At 64.2% G+C, this 19,702-nt stretch carries 19 protein-coding genes and 4 tRNA genes; 18 read left to right on the top strand and 5 right to left on the bottom strand.

The window, feature by feature from the left end; genetic code table 11:
• The first annotated feature begins 5 nt into the window (after positions 1 to 5).
• Positions 6 to 1,199: a glycosyltransferase family 4 protein gene (locus HMPREF2656_RS01370; RefSeq protein ID WP_070815623.1), complete on the top strand. Its 1,194-nt coding sequence runs from the start codon at positions 6 to 8 to the stop codon at positions 1,197 to 1,199.
• Between the two features lie 5 nt (positions 1,200 to 1,204).
• Positions 1,205 to 1,882 carry a metal-dependent transcriptional regulator gene (locus HMPREF2656_RS12370; RefSeq protein ID WP_070840407.1) on the top strand — a complete coding sequence of 226 codons (678 nt, stop codon included), beginning with the start codon at positions 1,205 to 1,207 and terminating at the stop codon, positions 1,880 to 1,882.
• Here the strand turns inward: HMPREF2656_RS12370 and HMPREF2656_RS01360 are convergent.
• Genes HMPREF2656_RS01360 through HMPREF2656_RS01350 form a run of 3 tightly spaced genes read right to left on the bottom strand, consistent with a single transcriptional unit; the run spans position 1,783 to position 4,348 of the window.
• Positions 1,783 to 2,706, bottom strand: coding sequence for a metal ABC transporter permease (locus HMPREF2656_RS01360; RefSeq protein WP_070815621.1), 924 nt, complete (start codon positions 2,704 to 2,706; stop codon positions 1,783 to 1,785). The two genes, HMPREF2656_RS12370 and HMPREF2656_RS01360, sit on opposite strands and share 100 nt — an antisense overlap.
• Positions 2,703 to 3,428, bottom strand: a complete 726-nt coding sequence (locus HMPREF2656_RS01355; RefSeq protein ID WP_070452441.1) for a metal ABC transporter ATP-binding protein — start codon at positions 3,426 to 3,428, stop codon at positions 2,703 to 2,705. The genes HMPREF2656_RS01360 and HMPREF2656_RS01355 overlap by 4 nt, the downstream gene beginning before the upstream one ends.
• Positions 3,425 to 4,348 carry a metal ABC transporter substrate-binding protein gene (locus tag HMPREF2656_RS01350; RefSeq protein WP_070815620.1) on the bottom strand — a complete coding sequence of 308 codons (924 nt, stop codon included), beginning with the start codon at positions 4,346 to 4,348 and terminating at the stop codon, positions 3,425 to 3,427. The genes HMPREF2656_RS01355 and HMPREF2656_RS01350 overlap by 4 nt, the downstream gene beginning before the upstream one ends.
• A 158-nt stretch (positions 4,349 to 4,506) precedes the next feature.
• Between HMPREF2656_RS01350 and HMPREF2656_RS01345 the strand changes: the two genes are divergently transcribed.
• Positions 4,507 to 5,199: a demethylmenaquinone methyltransferase gene (locus HMPREF2656_RS01345; RefSeq protein WP_070452438.1), complete on the top strand. Its 693-nt coding sequence runs from the start codon at positions 4,507 to 4,509 to the stop codon at positions 5,197 to 5,199.
• Positions 5,200 to 5,205: 6 nt separating this feature from the next.
• Here HMPREF2656_RS01345 and HMPREF2656_RS01340 read toward each other — a convergent pair whose 3' ends face one another.
• Complete coding sequence (locus tag HMPREF2656_RS01340; protein WP_210400940.1) at positions 5,206 to 6,417, bottom strand: geranylgeranyl reductase family protein; 1,212 nt, start codon at positions 6,415 to 6,417, stop codon at positions 5,206 to 5,208.
• A 95-nt stretch (positions 6,418 to 6,512) separates the two neighbouring features.
• On the opposite strand from HMPREF2656_RS01340, the gene HMPREF2656_RS01335 reads away from it, so the two are divergent.
• The 15 genes from HMPREF2656_RS01335 (at position 6,513) to HMPREF2656_RS01265 (ending at position 18,960) form a co-directional block, all read left to right on the top strand.
• Positions 6,513 to 7,529: a polyprenyl synthetase family protein gene (locus HMPREF2656_RS01335; protein WP_070452433.1), complete on the top strand. Its 1,017-nt coding sequence runs from the start codon at positions 6,513 to 6,515 to the stop codon at positions 7,527 to 7,529.
• Between the two features lie 64 nt (positions 7,530 to 7,593).
• Positions 7,594 to 7,676 (top strand) — tRNA-Tyr (locus HMPREF2656_RS01330).
• A gap of 246 nt (positions 7,677 to 7,922) precedes the next feature.
• Positions 7,923 to 7,995 (top strand) — tRNA-Thr (locus HMPREF2656_RS01325).
• Positions 7,996 to 8,045: 50 nt separating this feature from the next.
• Positions 8,046 to 8,117 (top strand) — tRNA-Met (locus tag HMPREF2656_RS01320).
• A 63-nt stretch (positions 8,118 to 8,180) separates the two neighbouring features.
• Positions 8,181 to 8,256, top strand: a tRNA-Trp gene (locus tag HMPREF2656_RS01315).
• Between the two features lie 21 nt (positions 8,257 to 8,277).
• Positions 8,278 to 8,595, top strand: coding sequence for a preprotein translocase subunit SecE (gene secE, locus HMPREF2656_RS01310; protein ID WP_070421763.1), 318 nt, complete (start codon positions 8,278 to 8,280; stop codon positions 8,593 to 8,595).
• A 111-nt stretch (positions 8,596 to 8,706) separates the two neighbouring features.
• On the top strand, positions 8,707 to 9,621 hold the full coding sequence (gene nusG, locus HMPREF2656_RS01305; RefSeq protein ID WP_070815618.1) for a transcription termination/antitermination protein NusG: 915 nt from the start codon (positions 8,707 to 8,709) through the stop codon (positions 9,619 to 9,621).
• 170 nt (positions 9,622 to 9,791) lie between these two features.
• Entirely contained in the window at positions 9,792 to 10,220 is a 429-nt protein-coding gene (gene rplK / locus HMPREF2656_RS01300; protein WP_070421765.1) for a 50S ribosomal protein L11, read from the top strand.
• A 74-nt stretch (positions 10,221 to 10,294) separates the two neighbouring features.
• Positions 10,295 to 11,005 carry a 50S ribosomal protein L1 gene (rplA, locus tag HMPREF2656_RS01295; RefSeq protein ID WP_070815617.1) on the top strand — a complete coding sequence of 237 codons (711 nt, stop codon included), beginning with the start codon at positions 10,295 to 10,297 and terminating at the stop codon, positions 11,003 to 11,005.
• Between the two features lie 102 nt (positions 11,006 to 11,107).
• On the top strand, positions 11,108 to 12,715 hold the full coding sequence (locus HMPREF2656_RS01290) for a TIGR03773 family transporter-associated surface protein (protein WP_070815616.1): 1,608 nt from the start codon (positions 11,108 to 11,110) through the stop codon (positions 12,713 to 12,715).
• Positions 12,712 to 14,112, top strand: coding sequence for an anchored repeat ABC transporter, substrate-binding protein (locus HMPREF2656_RS01285; protein WP_246825059.1), 1,401 nt, complete (start codon positions 12,712 to 12,714; stop codon positions 14,110 to 14,112). Before HMPREF2656_RS01290 ends, HMPREF2656_RS01285 begins: the two co-directional genes overlap by 4 nt.
• A gap of 118 nt (positions 14,113 to 14,230) precedes the next feature.
• Positions 14,231 to 15,070 (top strand): choice-of-anchor M domain-containing protein, encoded by an 840-nt coding sequence (locus tag HMPREF2656_RS01280; RefSeq protein ID WP_070815615.1) that lies wholly within the window; start codon positions 14,231 to 14,233, stop codon positions 15,068 to 15,070.
• Positions 15,067 to 15,816: an anchored repeat-type ABC transporter ATP-binding subunit gene (locus HMPREF2656_RS01275; protein WP_070482140.1), complete on the top strand. Its 750-nt coding sequence runs from the start codon at positions 15,067 to 15,069 to the stop codon at positions 15,814 to 15,816. The genes HMPREF2656_RS01280 and HMPREF2656_RS01275 overlap by 4 nt, the downstream gene beginning before the upstream one ends.
• Positions 15,809 to 16,669: an anchored repeat-type ABC transporter permease subunit gene (locus tag HMPREF2656_RS01270; RefSeq protein ID WP_070452416.1), complete on the top strand. Its 861-nt coding sequence runs from the start codon at positions 15,809 to 15,811 to the stop codon at positions 16,667 to 16,669. The genes HMPREF2656_RS01275 and HMPREF2656_RS01270 overlap by 8 nt, the downstream gene beginning before the upstream one ends.
• The gene (locus HMPREF2656_RS01265) at positions 16,666 to 18,960 is read left to right on the top strand and encodes a choice-of-anchor M domain-containing protein (RefSeq protein ID WP_070815614.1); all 2,295 of its coding nucleotides are present in this window, start codon (positions 16,666 to 16,668) and stop codon (positions 18,958 to 18,960) included. Before HMPREF2656_RS01270 ends, HMPREF2656_RS01265 begins: the two co-directional genes overlap by 4 nt.
• Here HMPREF2656_RS01265 and HMPREF2656_RS01260 read toward each other — a convergent pair.
• The coding region (locus tag HMPREF2656_RS01260) for an HNH endonuclease signature motif containing protein (protein WP_083319390.1) at positions 18,957 to 19,702 on the bottom strand (746 nt) is incomplete at its 5' end. The genes HMPREF2656_RS01265 and HMPREF2656_RS01260 overlap by 4 nt on opposite strands.

The raw sequence follows: 19,702 nt of genomic DNA, 5'->3' as shown, positions 1-19,702 counted from the left end.
ACAGCATGCGAGTGGGAATCGTCGCCGAGTCCTTTCTGCCCAACGTCAACGGAGTGACCAACTCCGTCCTTCGCGTCCTTGAGCACCTCAAACGGGAGGGCCACGACGCGATCGTGATCGCGCCTGGCGCCCGCGAGTTCCAGGACGAAGTTCCTGACTACCTTGGCTTTGAGATCGTGCGGGTGCCCACCGTTATGGTGCCGTTGATCGATTCGCTGCCCATCGGCGTTCCCACCACCACCGTCACAGCAGCACTGTCGCAGTTCAAGCCGGACATCATCCACCTGGCCAGCCCGTTCGTGCTTGGCGGAGCGGGGGCATTCGCGGCCCGCCAACTCGGTGTGCCCGCGGTCGCGCTCTACCAGACGGACGTGGCCGGCTTTGCCACGAAGTACCAACTGTCCACCCTGGCTACCATGGCGTGGGACTGGACCCGCACCGTGCACAACATGTGCGAAATGACGCTCGCGCCGTCGTCGGAAACGATCAAGGCGCTGGAGGAGCACAACATCAAAAATATCCGCCATTGGGGCCGTGGCGTGGATGCGGAACTGTTCCACCCGTCGAAGCGCTCCGACATCCTGCGCCGTTCGTGGGACCCGACCGGTACGAAGAAGATCGTCGGGTTCGTCGGCCGCCTCGCCGCGGAGAAGTCCGTTGACCGCCTCGCCCCGCTGGTTACGGAGCCGTCCATCCAGTTGGTCATCGTCGGCGGCGGCCCGGAGCGCGAGGCGCTTGAAGAGGTTTTGCCCAACGCCGTGTTCACCGGCCCGCTTTCTGGCGAGGAGCTCGCCCGCGCGTACGCCTCGCTCGACCTGTTCGTGCATACCGGCGAGTTTGAAACCTTCTGCCAGGCCATCCAGGAAGCTCAAGCCTCGGGCGTGCCCACGATCGGCCCCCGCGCTGGCGGCCCCGTTGACCTCATCGAGCACGGCGTCAACGGTTTGCTGCTCGACGTGGCCACCTTCACCGAGGAGCTCCCCGACGCAGCGCGTTGGCTTCTCGACGACACCCGCCACCCCGAACTCACCACCACCGCCAGGGCGTCCGTGGCCGACAAGACTTGGGAGGCGCTTGGGCAGCAACTCCTTGGCTACTACACCGAGGTGCTTGGCTCCTACGAGCGCAAGGTGATCCACCTGTTCGGCCGCGATGTTGCACTGCCTCGCTGGGTGCCGGTGAAGCGCAAAGTAGACTGACGGGCATGTCTGTCGGCGACCTGTCTACCAGCACTCAGAACTACCTCAAAGGCATTTGGGCCCTTTCGGAGTGGTCGGATGCGCCGGTGACGTCGTCGTCAGTGGCAAAGCACCTTGGGCTGCGGAAATCCACGGTGTCGGACGGGGTGCGCAAACTTGGCGAGCAGGGGCTTGTCACACACAAGCCTTACGGCACGATCGAACTGACCGAACTCGGCCACACGTATGCGGTGGCGATGATCCGCCGCCACCGTCTCATTGAAACGTTTCTGGTGGAAGCCCTCGGCTACACCTGGGACCAAGTGCACGACGAGGCGGAAAATCTCGAGCACTCCGTGAGCGACTTCATGGTCGAGCGCATCGACGCATTTCTTAACTACCCCACCCGCGACCCCCACGGTGACCCCATCCCCTCGGCCAGCGGGCGTGTCGACACCCCCGAAGCCGTCCCGCTGACCGGCGTGCAACCGGGCCAGACAGCCACGATTGAACGCATTGCCGACGACGACCCGAAACTGCTGCAATTCCTGGACAGTCACGGGCTTGTCGTCGGCGCAACCCTCGAGGTTGGGGAGGGTGCCCCTTACTCCGGCGCGGTCGCGGTGCGGCTGGCCGGCGCGGCGGAGGCGGTGCCGCTTGGCGAGGAAGCCACGGACTCCGTCTTCGTGCGCGTGGATGCGTAACGACGACCCCGCAGCACCCCATGCGGGCCGAACAGGTACACCACACCAAACACCACACCTTGGGCGAGCACAATCATGCCGCCAGAGGCTGTGTCCAGGTAGTAGGAGCAGTACAACCCCACAATCGCACATGCCGCCGACATGGTCGGGGCGATGATCAGCATCGTGCCGAACTTGTTGGTGAGCAGGTAGGCGGTCGCCCCCGGGATGATCAGCATCGCCACCACCAGGATCACGCCAACGGCCTGGAGTGCCACCACTGATGTCAGCGCCAGCAGTGCCAGCAGTGCTGCACCGAGCAGGCGCGGATTCAACCCAATCGCGTGTGCATGGGTGGGATCGAACGCGTAGAGGGTGAAGTCGCGCCGCTTGAGCACCAGCACGCTCAACACGATCGCGCCCAGGATGGCCACCTGAAGCAGGTCCCCACGGGACACACCAAGCAGGTTGCCGAAGATGATGTGGTTCAGATCCGTGTGCGAAGGGGTTACCGAAATGAGCACGAGCCCCAGCGCGAACATGGTGGTGAACACGATGCCAATGGCCGCATCCTCCTTCACCCGGGACGTATCGCGCACCAGCCCGATCAGTGCCACCGCAAGGAACCCGAACACCACCGCGCCGACGGCAAACGGCACGCCCAGAATGTAGGCCAGCACTACGCCCGGCAGGACAGCGTGGCTTACCGCATCGCCCATCAGCGACCAGCCAACCAGCACCAGCCAGCACGACAACAGCGCGCACACAACCGACGCCACTAGCGACGTTGCAAGCGCACGCATCATGAACTCGTAACCAAACGGCTCCGTAAGCAGCGCAATCATGCCGACACCCCCATTCCGAAGCCCTGCACCAAATTGTCCGGCTCTAACACCACTTCGGTCGGGGCGTGCATTAACACCCGACGGTTCAACAGCACCGTCTCCGGCGCGAGCTGGGGCAAGGCAACCAGGTCGTGCGTCACCACAAAAATAGTGGTGCCTTCTGCCGCGAGGTCACGCAACAGCTCAGTGATGGTGGCCTCGGAATGTTTGTCCACGCCGGCGAAGGGTTCGTCGAGAAGCATGATGCTCGCACCCTGAGCGATACCGCGGGCGATGAAGGCACGCTTCTTCTGGCCACCCGAAAGTTGGCCGATCTGGCGGTCTGCGAACGACTCAAGGTGGGTGCGCTCAAGCGCGCGATCCACAGCCGCAATGTCCTCCGCACGCGCGTGGCGGGTAAAGCCCATGTGGCCGTAGCGGCCCATCATGACCACATCACGCACTGTGACCGGGAACTGCCAGTCCACGTCCTCGCTCTGCGGGACGTAGCCCAGCACCTGCGTCTTGCGGGCGCGCATGGGGTCGATGCCGTTGATACGAACCGTGCCGCGATCCGGCTTGACCAACCCCATGATCGCCTTGAGTAGCGTGGATTTGCCCGCGCCGTTCATCCCGATCAGCCCACAGATACGGCCTGGTTGGACGCTCAAAGTTGCGCCGTCGAGCGCGACGACGTCGCCGTAGCGCACCGCAACATCCTCAACTGCGATTGCGGGGATCACTGCTTGCCCCCGTTCAAACCGTCGATGATCACCTTCGTGTCGTGGCGAATCAGATCCAGGTAGGTCGGCACCGGGCCGTTTTCCTCAGAAAGCGAATCGACGTAGAGGGTGCCGCCGTACTCCGCGCCGGTGGCCTTCACGACCTGCATCATCGGCGCGTTAGAGACCGTGGATTCACAGAACACAGACGGGACGTTGTTTTCCTTCACAAACTCGATCGCGCCGGCGATCTGCTGCGGGGTGGCTTCCTGCTCAGCGTTGACCGGCCAGATGTAGCGCTCGGTCAACTTCGCGTCGCGAGCCAGATAGGAGAACGCACCTTCGCAGGTGACCAAGGCGCGCTGCTTGTCGGGGACAGAGGCGAGCTTGGTTTCCAGCTCGTCTTGCACAGCCTGCAGTTCCTGCTTGTATGTTTCGCCGTTGGCCTTGAAATCATCGGCGTGCTCCGGGTCGAGTTCGCTGAACGCGTCGACGATGTTGTCCACGTACTTCTGCACGTTCACCGGACTCATCCAGGCGTGCGGGTTGGGCTTGCCGGCGTAGGCGTCCTCGGCGATGTCGATCGGGTCGACACCTTCGCTGACCACGGCGTGGGGCACGTCCAGGTCGGCGACGAACTGGGCGAACCAGTTCTCCAGGTTCATGCCGTTATCCAGAATCAGGTCCGCATCGGCGGCGCGGGAAATGTCGCCGGGGGTGGGCTCGTAGCCGTGGATCTCCGCACCCGGCTTGGTGATGGACTCCACCCGCAGGTGGTCGCCGGCGACGTTCGAGGCGATGTCCTGGATCACCGTGAACGTGGTGAGTACCACGGGGGTGTCTTTGCCGCCTGCGGCGTCGGCGCTGTCCTGCGAACAGCCTGCCAGGCCGGCAGTTAGCGCAGCCGTAGCGACGAGCGCAAGCACCTTAGTTTTCATCATGTGGTTCCTTTGCGTTGGGGAATCGGAAGAAGGAGCACACTACCCGCGTGTCCATGTTGGCGAATAATAAAGTTCGGTCTACCGAACTTGCAACTGGGGCATGGCCGCTCAGCCTACTTTTGTGGGTGGCGAAGTAGACCGAAGTAGACTGACCAACCATGGCCAAGGCGGATCTGGAGAAAAAGCCCTTCGACGTTGCCGGAATGTTCGACGACGTGGGCAAGAACTACGACAAGACGAACACCGTGTTGTCGTTCGGGCTGGACAAATACTGGCGACGACGCACCCGTGAACGCCTCGAACTCAAACCGGGGGAGAAGGTGCTCGACCTCGCCGCAGGCACCGCCGTGTCCACCGTCGAGCTCGGTAAATCCGGCGCGTGGGTCGTGGCGTGCGACTTCTCCCAGGGCATGCTGGCCGCCGGCAAGGACCGTAAGGTGCCCAAGGTGGTTGGTGATGCGATGTACCTTCCGTTTGCCGACAACACCTTCGACGCGGTGACCATCTCCTATGGGCTGCGCAACGTCCATGATTTCGAGGCCGGCTTGCGCGAAATGGCACGTGTGACCAAGCCCGGCGGGCGCCTCGTGGTCAACGAGTTCTCCACCCCCGTCATCCCAGGATTCCGCACCGTGTACAAGGAATACCTGCCACGAGCTGTGCCAGCGCTGGCCAAGGTATTTTCCTCCAACGCGGAGGCCTACGAGTACCTTGCGGAATCCATCCGCGCATGGCCCAACCAGGAGGAGCTTGCCGCGGCGATCAACGCCAACGGTTGGGAAGACGCCGGCTGGCAAGATCTCACCGCCGGCATCGTGGCGCTCCACAGCGCCGTCAAGCCGCTCGACTAAGCCGCGCTAAGCGACGTCCCAGAGCGGGGCGTTCTTCGGCACCACGCGACCTGCCGCGCGCCACAGTCGTGCGACCAGGTCGCGGTCGTCTTCCTGCACTAGGTTGCCCATCAGGCGCGCCGCTGCAGGCATGAGGTAGCGCCCGCCCAAACCGCGCAGCGCCACCGGGCCAGCCAGCGGTAGGAACTGCGGGTAGGTCAGGAGACGGGCGAGGGTGCGCGCCAGCGTGAACGCGTCGCCGTAGTGGCTGCGCAGCAACGCCGGCCACGCAAGCGTGAGGTCGCCACCCGCGTTGATCAACTCGACCGCCAGCACTGCGGTTTCCAGCCCGTAGTCGATGCCCTCGCCGTTGAGCGGGTTCACGCACGCGGCGGCGTCGCCGATAAGCACCCAGTTCGGGCCCGCAACGTTGGACACCGCTCCGCCCATCGGCAGCAGCGCAGAGGTCACCGCCTGCTCCGGGCCGAGGTTCCACGCCTCGCGCTGCTGTGCGGCATAGTCGGCGAGCAACTTCTTCGTGTTCACCTTCGCCGGGCGCGCATCGGTGGATAAGGCTCCGCAGCCGAGGTTCACGGTGCCGTTGCCAAGCGGGAAGATCCAGCCGTAACCAGGCTGAATCACGCCATCCGCGTCGCGCAGCTCTACGTGCGAATGCATCCACGGCTCATCCGAAAACGGCGAATCGCAATACGAGCGCGCCGCAATGCCGAATACCTCGCCCTTGTGCCACTCGCGACCCAGTTTCTTGCCAAAGGGGGAGCGCACGCCGTCGGCAACCACGACCCACTTCGCGCGTACCGAGCCCTGATCCGTCTTCACAGCACTGATCGCGCCACCGGAAAACTCCACACCCGTCGCGGCGCAGTTCTGGCGGATGGTGGCGCCGGCGGTGCGGGCTTCGTCGACAAGCATTGCGTCAAACACCGTCCGAGGAGCCGCAGAGCCTTCACCGCGCGGCCAAGGCGCCTCGACGTCGCCGCCGTAGCCGTGCAACTTCAACCCCTTGTTGCGATACGCGGGTACCTCCAGATTGAGTGCCTCGAGCGTCTCCACCGCACGCGGGGTCAACCCATCGCCGCAAGTTTTGTCGCGGCCGGGGCCTTGGGCGTCGAGAAGCAATGTCTGCAAACCGGCACGCTGCGCCGCAATCGCCGCCGCCGAACCCGCCGGTCCAGCACCCACAACCACAAGGTCGAAATACTCAGTCACGCAACTGATTGTGCCAGCGCCACCCGCTGCTACAGAACCAAGGGCAAGTGGGCTACGGTAGGTGCGTTATCCATGTGCCCCTCCAACCTGCAAGGACGTTATCGATGACGTACGGCACCACCCCGTCACCCCGCCACGGATTCAAGATTGACCTTGGCGACGACGCACTCAACACCCGGCTCAACACCGGGCTAGAAGCGGTGGAGGACCTCCTCATGGCCGAACTTTCACGCGGCGAAAAGTTCCTCACCGACAAAGTCACCCACCTCGCCGCAGCCGGCGGCAAACGCTTCCGCCCCATGATGGCGCTGCTGTGCGCCGAGTTTGGCCCCAACCCGCGCGCCCAAAACGTAATCAACGGCGCCACCGTCACCGAAATGGTGCACCTGGCCACGCTGTATCACGACGACGTCATGGACGAAGCTGAACGCCGCCGCGGCGTTGAGTCCGCCAACGCGCGCTGGAGCAACACCGTCGCCATCCTTGCAGGCGACATCCTGTTTGCCCACGCCTCACGCCTGATGAGCCGAATGGACCTGGCCACCGTCGAGCACTTCGCCGACACCTTCGAGGAACTGGTCACCGGCCAGATGCGCGAAACCGTCGGCGCACAAGGCACCAACCCGGTTGAGCACTACCTGAAGGTCATCGACGAGAAAACCGGCGTGCTCATCGCGTCCGCCGCCTACCTGGGCGCGCGGCACTCCGGCGCGTCCGACGAGGTGGTCCAGCGTTGCGCGCGCATCGGCGACGCCGTGGGCATGGTGTTCCAAATCGTCGACGACATCATCGACATCTTCTCCGACCCCGAACAGTCCGGAAAGACCCCAGGTACCGACCTGCGCGAAGGTGTATTCACCCTGCCAGTGCTCTACGCGCTCGAAGAGGACTCCGAAGCCGGCGAAGCCCTCCGTGGGCTGCTCACGGGCCCGCTTACCGACGACGCCGACGTCACCCGCGCCCTCGACCTCCTGGGCCGGACACGCGGCCGTGAGCGCGCCTTGGAAACCGCCCGCGGATACTTGGACATCGTCGAACGCGAACTCGACGCGCTGCCCGACATTCCAGCCCGCGAAGCGCTGCGCACCATGACCCGACTTACCGTCGAACGCGTAGGATAACCAGGCGATTTGCCTACATTACGGTGGCGTGATGTAAGGTAATCCCCGCACTTCAAACGTGCACGCCAGGTTGCCCGAGCGGCCAAAGGGAGCGGACTGTAAATCCGCCGGCATTCGCCTTCAGAAGTTCGAATCTTCTACCTGGCACAGGCACACCCCGCCGATCCCCATCACGGATCGGCGGGGTTTTTCGCTGTGCGGTGCTGTGGTTCTGCGGCTGCAGGGCGGTAGGGAGTGATGGCCTATGGCGTAGGTTATGGAGCGGTTTATGTCGTCGATAAGCATGTGCAAAAACATGGGATGTACTGGCGATTTGTGTTTATAAACGATATCGGGTTAATCTTCTCAAGGCTTCAACGGAGCGGGTCGCAAGATCCACAACAAAGAGGCTGTGCCCCCTTAGCTCAGTCGGCAGAGCGTTTCCATGGTAAGGAAAAGGTCGACAGTTCGATTCTGTCAGGGGGCTCTGTTGTTTGCTGGGGTCCTTGCACTTCGTGCGAGCGTCAGTGAACACATGGCGGTGTAGCTCAGTGGTAGAGCAAGCGACTCATAATCGCTGTGTCGAGAGTTCAATTCTCTCCATCGCTACTCACCTCAAACGGACGCCACAAGCGCCCGTGGTAGGGTTAGGCGCACCGAATAAGGTGCCCTAGGGGCGTGGCGCAATTGGTAGCGCAACGGTCTCCAAAACCGTAGGTTGCAGGTTCGAGTCCTGTCGCCCCTGCCAAAACAACCTGGAGGAGTTTTCGTGACTAACCCCAACGGTCAGAATGCCGCACAGCCAACCGGCAAGCGCCAACTGCGAGGGGTCTCGCCCGTGTCCTCCGACGGGTACGAAGCAAAGCGTACCCCCGTCAATGCCGACGAGGCCGAGGAAAAGACCACCAGCATCGCAACCTTCCCGGGCGAAGTCGTCTCCGAGATGAGCAAGGTCATCTGGCCGACCGGCAAGCAGATGCTGAACTACACGCTGATCACATTCGCGTTCCTCATTGTGCTCACCATCCTTGTCTGGGGTACCGACACCCTGGCTTCCATGGGGATTCGTTGGATTCTCATCCGATAAGTACAATTTCACGCGTAACGTTTCCCGCCTCCTCGAACACCGAGGGAAGGCGGGATACTTTTTGCCCCGGTAACCTTGGGGCACACCCGCGAACATACGAGGAGAACAACCATGACTGAGGTAAACGAGGACGTCAACGGCGCGATCGAAAACAATGAGCAGGAAATGATCGACGAAGGCGCGCCCGTCGACCCCCCCACCGACCCGGTCATCCACGGCGACTCCGACCCGGCCGGCACCAACGAGCAGGACGACAACGCTGAGGCGACCGAGGCCACCGAAGCCACCGAGGCGACCGAGGGCGCGGAAGCGCCGGAGGCAGAGGGCGCTGAGGCCGCGGAGGGCGTTGAGGCCCAGGACGCTGAGGCTACGTCCGACTTCGACGCTGAATACCGCAAGCGCCTGCGCGAGTACACCCGCGAACTGAAGAAGCAGCCGGGTGAGTGGTACATCATCCAGTCCTACTCCGGCTACGAAAACAAGGTGAAGACCAACCTGGAGATGCGTAGCCAGACCCTCGAGGTCGAAGACTCCATCTACGAGGTCGTCGTGCCTGTCGAGCAGGCGCTGGAGAAGAACAAGGACGGCAAGAACAAGCTGGTCAAGCGCAAGCTCCTGCCGGGCTACGTCCTCGTGCGCATGGACATGAACGACGCCGCATGGTCCGTGGTGCGTGAAACCCCGGGCGTGACCTCGTTTGTCGGTAATGAGGGCAATGCCACCCCGGTGAAGCATCGCGACGTCGCCAAGTTCCTGCTGCCGAAGTCCGCCGCGGCCGGCGCGAAGCCGCAGGTTGACGCCGAAGGCGACACCGTTGTGCCGTCGGCGGAGGAGACGCCGAACAAGGTCACCCACGACTACAAGGTCGGCGAGGCCGTCACCATCCTCTCCGGTGCACTGGCGTCCGTGTCCGCCACCATCAACGCCATCGACCCGGAGACCGGCAAGATCGAGGCGCTCGTGTCCATCTTCGGCCGCGAGACCCCAGTCGAGCTCACCGCCGATCAGATCGAGCGCATCATGTAAGCGCATTTTGCTTATCGACGACGCCCTGGCGTAACCTATCTCGTCGCGTGTGTTTTGCGCACACGCGACGTTTTCGTTTTCTCATCCCCGGTGGCTGGGAAAAACCCGGCATCCGGAAGCCTTACCGCTGTTCATCGCGGTGGCGAGGCTGTAACTAGGAGGTAATTGCGATGGCTAAGAAGAAGGTCACTGGCCTGATCAAGCTTCAGATCGAAGCTGGTATGGCAAACCCGGCCCCGCCGGTCGGTCCGGCACTTGGTGCACACGGTGTCAACATCGTTGAGTTCACCAAGGCATACAACGCTGCGACCGAATCCATGCGCGGCAACATTGTCCCGGTGGAGATCACGGTCTACGAAGACCGCTCCTTCGACTTCATCCTGAAGTCCCCGCCGGCTGCATCCCTGCTGCTGAAGGCTGCAGGCCTGCAGAAGGGCTCCGGCGTTCCGCACACTGACAAGGTTGGCAAGGTCACTTGGGAGCAGTGCAAGGAAATCGCCGAGACCAAGAAGAACGACCTCAACGCCCGCGACATCGAGGCTGGCGCCGCGATCATCGCTGGTACCGCACGTTCGATGGGTATTGACGTCGAGAAGTAAAGCGCACCTCGTCGCTTTACGTGGAAGGGCCTTCAGCCAGGCCCGCCAACCACAACTCCTGAAAGGAATCAAACATGGCTAAGAAGTCCAAGCGTTACATTGAGCAGCTCGCCAAGGTGGACCGCGACGCGTTCTACCACCCGCTGGATGCGGTGACCCTGGCAAAGGAGACCGCTTCCGGCAAGTACGACGCAACCATCGACGTTGCGATGCGTCTGTCCGTCGACCCGCGCAAGGCTGACCAGCTGGTCCGCGGCACCGTCAACCTGCCGCACGGCACCGGTAAGACCGTCCGCGTCGCAGTCTTCGCTGAGGGTGAGAACGCCACCAAGGCGAAGGAAGCAGGCGCTGACATCGTCGGCACCGACGAGCTCATCGAGCAGATCAACGCTGGCCAGCTCGACTTCGACGTGGCTATCGCTACGCCGGACCAGATGGCTAAGGTCGGCCGCGTCGCCCGCGTGCTCGGCCCGCGTGGTCTGATGCCGAACCCGAAGACCGGTACGGTCACCCCGGACGTCGCTAAGGCGATCCAGGACTCCAAGGGCGGCAAGATTGCCTTCCGCGTGGACAAGGCATCGAACCTGCACGCAATCATCGGTAAGGCTTCCTTCACCCCGGAGCAGCTCGCTGAGAACTACGGCGCGCTTCTCGACGAGGTCGTTCGCCTCAAGCCGTCTTCCGCCAAGGGTGTCTACCTGAAGAAGATCACCGTGTCCGCAACCCAGGGCCCGGGCGTTCCGGTTGATACCTCTGTGGAGAAGGACTACGCCAAAAAGGCATAGTCTTCCCGCAACGATTTCGCGCCTCGGTGGTTCACCGGGGCGCTTTTTCGTGTCTGGGGGTAGTGCTTTGTCGCAACGCTTAATGGAAGTAGTATTCGTTAAGTGTTGAAAACGGTTACCAATAGTCTTGTGGTTGTCTGCCTCGCCGCCTTGCTCACCCTGTTGACGTGTGGCGTGGCACTGGCGGATCCCGCCCGTTTTGATCGGGGCCACATCGATGTCTTCAACGTCACCGCCGACGGTGGCAGCCTGACTTTGGACCTGCAGGAGGACGTCACCGGCTCCCACGTGCGCCGCGCACCCGAGGATGTCGATTTGGTTGTCGGCGAGGCGGCCTACACCGACGAAACCGCCAACGTCTCAGAGATCGGCGAGCCCGGCTACCTGCTGCCACAGACCCAACGTGCCGAGCTGCTGTGGCCCGGGTGGGACACCCAGGGCGTGCGCGAAGGTGGCTTTGGTCGCGTCGACATCGAGTTCCGCGAAGTCTCCGGGCCAGGTTCCGTCTACCTGTTCCAGACGGGAAGCTTCGGCTCCTTCCAACCCGTGCTTGATAGCGACCAGCCGCAGCTCTCCTCAGGATCCCGCATTGTTCAGGACGACCCGTCCCACGTCCACGCGAACTGGCTGTTCACCCAGCCAGGCGTGTACACCATGAAGGTTGTGGCAACCGCGGACGGCGCCGAGTCCAACGAGGCGGTGTACACGTGGCACGTCGGCGACGCGAGCGCCGAGACCGGTACAGACCGCGCCAGCGCCGAAACCAAGGCCGACACGAGCACCGGCACGTCCCACAACGACGCAAACAGCAACGCCGCAGCCAACAGCGCAGACTCGGTTTCGAAGTCTGTTGCTTCCAAGCCGGCAGCCCAGAAATCTGCGCCCGCAGCCCCAGCAGCACCTGCGGCCAAGCCGGCGCCCGCCACCACCTCAGCAGCGGCGAAGAAGTGCACACCCGCGTTGCGCCCGATGATCAAGGACGACCGCAACGTGCCCGCCACCTGGAAGCGTCCGGAAGACCTTGTGTTCGGGCTTGGCAACGCGGCGGAGGCGGACCTACCCCAGGCGGTCGGCCCAGTGCCTGCCGGCAAAGCGTGGATGATTGGTGCGACACAGCAGGACAACGTGCCGTGGCTGGGTGCGAACACGCAGCACGAGTCGCTCATTGAACACACCACCGGCGAGGTCACCTGGGAAGTAACAAACTTCAACGGCCCCGGCCCAATGACCGTGTTCACCCAGGGCGGCCTGGGGCAAGTGGTGGGCGAGGAGTGGTTCACCGCAGAGAATGGTCGCGGCTCCGGCAGCCACACGATCCCGGCGAACTCGCACGTGCACCCCAATTGGGTGTTCGGTGCACCCGGCACGTACAAGGTGACCATCCGTCAGACCGCCACCACAAAAGGCGGGGAGAAGGTCTCCGGCGAGGCCACGCTGACGTTCAACGTTGGAGAAGCCGGCAACGCCGATAGCGGCCACTTCGATTTTGGCTCCATGTTTGACCCAGAAGGCAGCTGCAGCGCCGGAGCGGCAACGGCACAAGGCAGCGACGCCGCACGCTCCGGTGACCTCGCAGAGACCGGCACCACAGTGATGACCGTGCCGTTCGCCATCCTGGGCCTCGGCGTCGCGGTGTTCGGCGCGGCGATGTGCACGCTGGACACTGCCTTGCGACGCCGCCTGATTGCCCTCGCAGGAGCCTCGAAGTGAAGCGCGCCAAAGCTATAGCGGCCCTCGGGTTGGTTGCGGGTCTGGTGGGCTGCGCGCAGGCGGACGGTGCGGTGGATGATGGCCGGTTGCGTGTGGTGGCGTCGACAAGCATTCTCGCGGATGTCGTGCAGAATGTCGCCGGCGATGCCGCTGACGTCACCCCGTTGATGCGTCGCGGCGCCGACCCGCACTCGTATGAGCCGACCCTGCACGCCACGCGCGACATTGCCTATGCGGACGCCGTGTTCACCAACGGGCTGTTGCTGGAGCCGCAAGCATTGAGCCGCACGATCGAGTCGACGGCGCGACCCGACGCGCGTGTGGTGGCGCTCGCCGAGCAGACGCAGCGCTACGGCTACGCCCCGATCCCGCTGGTCGAGGACGCGAGCTTGGACACCGTGTGGTTGGGCCTGCGCTTCGAGGGTGACCTCCCCGCCACCGCCGTCACCGAGCTTTCGCTTGTCGACGCCACCGGCCCCGGCAAAGCCTTCGCCTTCATCCTGGGCACGTTTGGCACACCTGAGTTGCTCTTCGACTCCGACGGCGGCTCGACCATGCTGCCGGCGGGTGCGCACACGCACGTGAGTTGGGCCTTTTCGGCGCCAGGTGTGTACGAGTTGCGGCTGCGCGCGTCGGTGCGCGACGCGGTCGATGCGCCGGAGCGTAGCTCCGCCGAGCAAACCGTGACGGTGGTTGTCGGCCAGGACCCGGCGCAGGTCGCGCCTGGGAAGGTGGCGATCGAGCATGGTCACGTGGACATCGCCACGCTTGTCGACGACACCACCACCCACCTGACGCTTCGCACCGACGACCACAGCCACCCCGGCCACACCGACATCAACCCCGCCGATGCCGTCGTTGTCGTACCCACAACCACCCTGCAGCCGATCCCGCCACAGCGCGAGTTCCGCTTCCTCGGCAACCCGGACGATGAGACCTACCTGCTGCCGCAGGCGGTACTCGGCCGTCACGTGCACGGCGAGCTAGACCCGCACATCTGGCACGACCCGGCCGCGATGAAAGCGGTGGTTGACGTGGTGCGCGACGAACTGTCCGCCATCGACCCGTCACGCGCCAGCCAGTTCGCGGACAACGCCAAGCGATACCAGTCGCTTCTCGACGACACCGACCGCACCGTCCGCGCCATGTACGACTTCATCCCCGAAACCAACCGCAACCTGGTCACCACCCACCACGGCTACGCCTACCTCGGCCGCGCCTACGGGCTGCGCATCGCAGGCTTTGTCACCCCGAACCCGAGCGTGGAGCCAAGCCCCGCGACCTGCTGGCACTCTCGCGCACCTTGGACAACCTCGACGTGCCGGCCGTGTTCGTCGAGTACGGCAGCGAACAAGAAACGCCTGTGCTCACCCAAACGGCCGCCCAGCACGGGGTGAACGTGTGCCCGATCTGGGGCGACTCTCTCGACCCGCCCGGTCAGGGGCCGGCGCAAACGTATGTGGACTTTGTGCTGGCCAATGGGTCGTCGATTAGTAACTGCTTGAAAGGACAACAATGAAAAAGATTCCAGCCCTCATCACCGCCGCCATGATCGCGGCCGCACCCGCAGCAACCGCCCAGGTACAGGACAACAACCCCGCCCTGCAACAAGTCGTTGACGCCAACGAAACGATCGCGCCGGAAGGCGAACGCACCGTCATCGACGCAGGCCACGTTGACCTCGGCCCCATGTTCGTGGACGGCAACCTGCAATTCCTCGCCCGCGACGACACCCACGAACCCGCCATGTGGCGCCACCTCAACGACGTCGTCTTCGCCGTCGGCGACGCCGCCAAGCAAACCCTGCCCGACACCAACGACTTCGACTTCACCGGCGCCAAACCAGGCTCCGACGTATGGGTCGTGCCCCAAACCGAAGTCGCAGGCGTGCCATGGCTGGGCTGGAACTCCCAAGCCCCCTCGCTGCTCGAGCGCTCCACGTCCGGCATGAGCCTCGAATTCGCCAGCCACGACGGCCCTGGCGACTTCTCCCTCTTCGTCCAACCCGGCGGCTTCCACGAACCGCAGCAACTGTGGAACTCTCGCACCGACGGCGACCAGTCCATGTGGGTCGAACCCAACACCCACACCCACGCCAACTGGGTGTTCACCGAGCCGGGCGTGCACCTGATCAAGGTGCGGGCGAAGGTGGAGGACACTGACGGCCAGGTGCACACCGACGAGCAGGTGCTGCGCCTTGCGGTCGGCGTTGACCCGCAGGAGGCGTTCGACGCGGAGTTTGCGGGCGCCGGGGAGGGGGCGTCGTCGTCAAGCAATGTGCTCCTGTTCGCAGGCTTGGGTGTGCTCGTCCTGGCGTTGGTGGCGTTCGCGGTGGTGTGGGGGCGTCGTAAGTGATCACAATCCGCGACCTTGCCGTGTCCTACCCGGGACGTGAAGTGTTTCAGGGCGTGGACGTCACGCTCAACGGCGGCGAATTCACCGGCCTGCTCGGGCCGAACGGCGCAGGCAAAACGACGCTGATGCGTGCGATGCTCGGGCTCGTACCCGCCGACGCAGGCACCGTCGAGACGACCGACTCGCGTCCGATCCGCGACGTCGTCGGCTACGTGCCTCAACGCCACAACGTCGCGTGGGATTTCCCAATCGACGTCTACACCGCCACCCTCAACGCCACGCTTGGGAAGCGCCCCTGGTACCGCCGCGCTGGCGAACGCGACCGCATGTGGGCGCAGCGTGCGCTTGAGATGGTGAACCTTGCAGACCTCGCCGACCGCCCCATCAGCGACCTGTCCGGCGGCCAGCGCCAACGCGTGCTCATCGCGCGTGCTTTGGTGCGCCGTCCGCGCATGCTGCTTCTCGACGAACCCTTCACCGGCCTCGACATCCCCACCACGGAACATTTGCTCGGGCTGTTTCGTGAGCTCGTCGATAAGGGCCTGGGCGTTGTGATGTCCACCCACAACATCGTCGAGGCCGTCGAATCCTGCGACCGTCTCATCCTGTTCAAAGGCGGCATCGTGGCGGATAGCCCGACGCGCCTGCTTAACGACGACACCCCCTGGATGCACACCTTCTCCGTCGGCCCCGACTCACCGTGGCTACGAGGCGTGCGCGCACACCTGGAGGCCGCCCATGCCTGAGATTTCCTTCCTGCAATTCCTCGCCGACATGGCGAACCCACAACTGGCATTTCTGCCACGTGCGCTGGGCGCCGCCGTGATCGCCGCGGTGCTCTGCGCGGTGGTCGGGTGCTTCGTGGTGCTGCGCGGCATGGCGTTCATCGGCGACGCCGTTGCGCACGCGGTGTTTCCCGGCATCGCCGTCGCCTTCGCCTTGCAGACCTCGGTGCTGCTCGGCGGCGCGGTGGCGGGGGCGTTGGTGGCGGTGCTGATCGCGGTGATGTCGCAACGCCGCACCATTAAAGAAGACTCCGTGATCGGCATCGTGTTTACCGCCGCGTTTGCCATCGGCCTGGTGATCATCTCGCGGGTCGAGGGCTACACCGCCTCCGTGAGCTCGTTCCTGTTCGGCTCGCTCACCGGCGTTGGCGTGCGCGAACTGGTGGTCAACGCGGTCGCTGGCGCCATCATCGTCGCCATTGTGGTTGTCCTGCGCCCGTGGCTGACCGCCGTCGCTTTGGACCGCGAAACCGCCCGCGCCATGAACCTGCCCGTCGCCGCGTTGGACCTCGCGCTGTATCTCAGCGTGACGTTCGCCGTTGTGCTCGCCGTACAGACCGTGGGCAACATCCTGGTCGTCGCACTGCTGATCACCCCGGCTGCCGCCGCGCGCCTGTTCACCGACCGGCTGGACACGATGATGCTCATCGCCGCCGCATTCGGCGTGGTTGGCAGCGTCCTGGGCGTGTGGCTGGCGTGGGCCTACGATTCCCCAACCGGGGCGACGATCGTCCTTTCCGTCACCGCCCTGTTCGCACTGAGCTGGCTGTTCGCGCCGCGCCGCGGAGTGTTCGCGAAGGTGGTGCGGGCATGAAGTTGAACCGACTTGTGACGCTGGTCGTCGCTACGCTTGCGTTTGCTGTGGCACCACTGGCGCAGGCGAGCAGCGAGCACAAACCCGGCGACCCCGGCCACAGCGTGACCCTCGACGCGGACGTCGACCACCCGTGCGCCGGCCGCAAACTGCTCTACCACTCCCACAACGACGCCCTCTACGGCACGCGCTCCGGCGGCAAGCTAGCGGTGATGGCGGTCGACGGCCAACAGGTCACCTCCCAGGACTCCGTGTGCTTCCGCCTCGCCCCAGACGCGGACGCCGACGGCAACGACCTGTCCAAACTCACCATCCCCGACGACGGCACCCTCGACTTCCTCGGCCCCCGCGGCAGCGAAGTGTGGGCAGCGCCACAAAGCGTGGACTGGACCGACAACTGGCGCCCCATCTGGTCGGGCCTCGGCGCATTCGACCCCGCCCACGAACTCGACCCCACGTCGATCCCCACCAACTTCAAAGACGACGTCATGCACTTCGACCTCGTCGACATGGATGCGCCCGGCGACATCAACGTCATGTTCACCAGCCGCGTCTACGAACCGGAGCGACTGTTCGACTCCTCCAACCCAGACATGCGCACCATCACCTACGAAGTCGGCGGCCACGGCCACTTCACCTGGACGTTTTCCAAACCAGGCATCTACGCGCTGACGTGGCAAGGCCGAGCCGAACTTAACGACGGCACCACCGAACGCTCCGAACCCATCACCCAATACTGGCTTGTCGGCGACGACGCCACCGTCGGCCTGCCCGAAGGCACCACCACGGGGCTGCGCACCCCAAAGTCGGCATCCACACCCACTGACGCGCAACCGACCACGTCGGCGACTACCACGGTGGCCACCACGGCACCGACCTCACCAAAGGCCTCCACGTCGGCGCAGCCAACCACCGCGCCAACTCCTGTGCCGACACCGACCTCGCCAAAGGCCTCCACGTCGTCTAGCACGTCGGCGCAGCCAACCAGCACGCAGCCCAAGCCGGCACCAGGCACCTCCACGCCCAACGCCGCAGCGAAGGAGCGCGCGCTAATCAAGGCGGGTCATATGGATATGGCCTTGGTGGGGGAGGGGTCGTCGTTAAGCACAGTGCTCATCGATGATTCCGACCCCCTCCACCCGGCGCACCGACCCTCCGGCAGTTTCATCTTCGCCGTGCCCGACAGTGCGCGCACCGACCTGCCCGATAGCGTGCGCGACAGCTTCCCTGGCAGCCCAGCGCAGATGTGGATACTGCCGCAAGCACAGGACAAGAACCTGCCATGGCTGGGCTTTTCCACCACGGGAGTGTCCGCGAGCGCGATTGAGGAAGGCAGCCGGATCACGGTAAGCATGCGCGACGTCACCGGCCCGGGCCGCCTGATGACATGGCACGAGGATCTGCGAGGCCTGCGCATCGAACTAGACTCGGGCGACCCGTCCAAAACGCTCCAATACCCGGTTAACGCCCACGACCACCAGGGCTTTGGGTTCACCGAGCCGGGCATCTACACGGCGACGTTCGTGTATTCCGGCACCACGCGTGACGGTGAGGCGTTTGAGAAGGAACTCGTCGCAACGTTTGCAGTTGGCGACGACGCCATCACCAACGCCCCAACCAATCCCGACGACACCGATAACGCAGGCAGCACGGGCAACGCGGGCAAAAGCCTGAACGTCCCGCAGGCGTTGGCGGCGGGTCTGCGGCAGGTGGAGAAGGAGCTCAAGAAGTTTGGCGACGCCATCGCGCCAGCCGCAAAACCGTCCACGAAGCCGTCTGCGCAGGCAACCACACAGCGGGCGACACGGCCGACGACACGGCCGAGCAACCAGGCAACTTCGCGCCCCTCGCGCACCGCTGCACCTGCGGCCCCGGCAACCGCTGCCCAGTCGGCCCAGTCGGCCCAGTCGGCTCGATCGGTGAGTACTGCGCGTGCTGCACAGGCTGCACCTCGCAGTCAGGCGGCGGCTCAATCCACGGCGAAGCAGTCTCCGACGAGGCGTGCGCAGGCAAGCCGTGCAGCGTCATCGCAACTATCGACGAGCACTAGCGCCCCCGCCACAACCTCCGCCCCTTCGCCGGAGCCCTCACCTGAGTCTGCACCCGATGCTTCGGGCAGCGGGATTCATGCCGCGCAGCCCGTCGAAGGCACGAGCAACTCCGCGACGGCCGGCGGCTTCTGGGCTGGCCTCGCGATTGGTGTTGGCATCATGGCGCTCATCGGCGGCGCAGTACTGTTTGTTGCCGCGCTGAAATTGCTCCGTCGCGCTGAGCGGCACGACGAGCACTAGCCGAAGAGTTGGTCCATTGCCCCGCGGTTGGTGTTTTTCACCGGGTAGCCGCGGGGCGAAATCCATACCGGGGCACCCCGCACCATGACGATCCGGCCCCGTTTCTTACGCCACGGGTCATCATCATTGACCCGGTTGTGGTACCTGCATAGCGGCGCCAGGTTGCCAATATTGGTCTCCCCACCATGCTGCCACGCCTCCACATGGTGTAGCTCGCAGTTGTCTGCTCCGTGACGACACCCAGGGAATGCACACACCGGCGAGACCAACTTGGCCAGATCGCGCTGCTTCTGATTCGCCAAACGCTGCGTGCGGTACAGATTCACCGCACCGGCCTGCGGATGAAACGCAGCTACTTCCAACGCATCACCGAACTGGGCGGAGAGAAACTCCGCACCGGTCATGGTGGTGCCATCGGTCATGGCCAAGAGCACATCATCACCATTGCCATCCAGGATGCGTACGTAATCCGGCAGCGGCACCAACACAGTGGGACGTGGCGCTGCGGTTGCGACCTTGCCCTCGCCGAAGAAAATCCCAATGAGGTTTTCGGCAATCTGGGGTGCAGCCGGACGATCCTGATCAATCCCTAACCGCCCGGCATGCTCCATATCGGAGATCTCCCGCTCGTCATAGGTTAAGTGCAGGGTGCGTTTGCCGTTTCGTGACGGGCCGAACTTCGCCGCATCCACCGCCGGTGTCTTATCCGCCGGCACCAACGTACGGGCTGCAGCCTCAATCG

The organism is Corynebacterium sp. HMSC034B08, assembly GCF_001835805.1.
GTDB lineage: Bacteria > Actinomycetota > Actinomycetes > Mycobacteriales > Mycobacteriaceae > Corynebacterium > Corynebacterium coyleae.
This window is presented reverse-complemented; position numbering and strand designations above follow the sequence as displayed.

Excerpts from the sequence above, each read along its gene's own strand:
- HMPREF2656_RS01370 (WP_070815623.1), top strand. The coding sequence starts at position 6 with ATGCGAGTGGGAATCGTCGCCGAGTCCTTTCTGCCCAACGTCAACGGA.
- HMPREF2656_RS12370 (WP_070840407.1), top strand. The coding sequence starts at position 1,205 with ATGTCTGTCGGCGACCTGTCTACCAGCACTCAGAACTACCTCAAAGGC.
- HMPREF2656_RS01360 (WP_070815621.1), bottom strand. The coding sequence starts at position 2,706 with ATGATTGCGCTGCTTACGGAGCCGTTTGGTTACGAGTTCATGATGCGT.
- HMPREF2656_RS01350 (WP_070815620.1), bottom strand. The coding sequence starts at position 4,348 with ATGATGAAAACTAAGGTGCTTGCGCTCGTCGCTACGGCTGCGCTAACT.
- HMPREF2656_RS01345 (WP_070452438.1), top strand. The coding sequence starts at position 4,507 with ATGGCCAAGGCGGATCTGGAGAAAAAGCCCTTCGACGTTGCCGGAATG.
- HMPREF2656_RS01335 (WP_070452433.1), top strand. The coding sequence starts at position 6,513 with ATGACGTACGGCACCACCCCGTCACCCCGCCACGGATTCAAGATTGAC.
- nusG (WP_070815618.1), top strand. The coding sequence starts at position 8,707 with ATGACTGAGGTAAACGAGGACGTCAACGGCGCGATCGAAAACAATGAG.
- rplK (WP_070421765.1), top strand. The coding sequence starts at position 9,792 with ATGGCTAAGAAGAAGGTCACTGGCCTGATCAAGCTTCAGATCGAAGCT.
- rplA (WP_070815617.1), top strand. The coding sequence starts at position 10,295 with ATGGCTAAGAAGTCCAAGCGTTACATTGAGCAGCTCGCCAAGGTGGAC.
- HMPREF2656_RS01280 (WP_070815615.1), top strand. The coding sequence starts at position 14,231 with ATGAAAAAGATTCCAGCCCTCATCACCGCCGCCATGATCGCGGCCGCA.
- HMPREF2656_RS01270 (WP_070452416.1), top strand. The coding sequence starts at position 15,809 with ATGCCTGAGATTTCCTTCCTGCAATTCCTCGCCGACATGGCGAACCCA.
- HMPREF2656_RS01265 (WP_070815614.1), top strand. The coding sequence starts at position 16,666 with ATGAAGTTGAACCGACTTGTGACGCTGGTCGTCGCTACGCTTGCGTTT.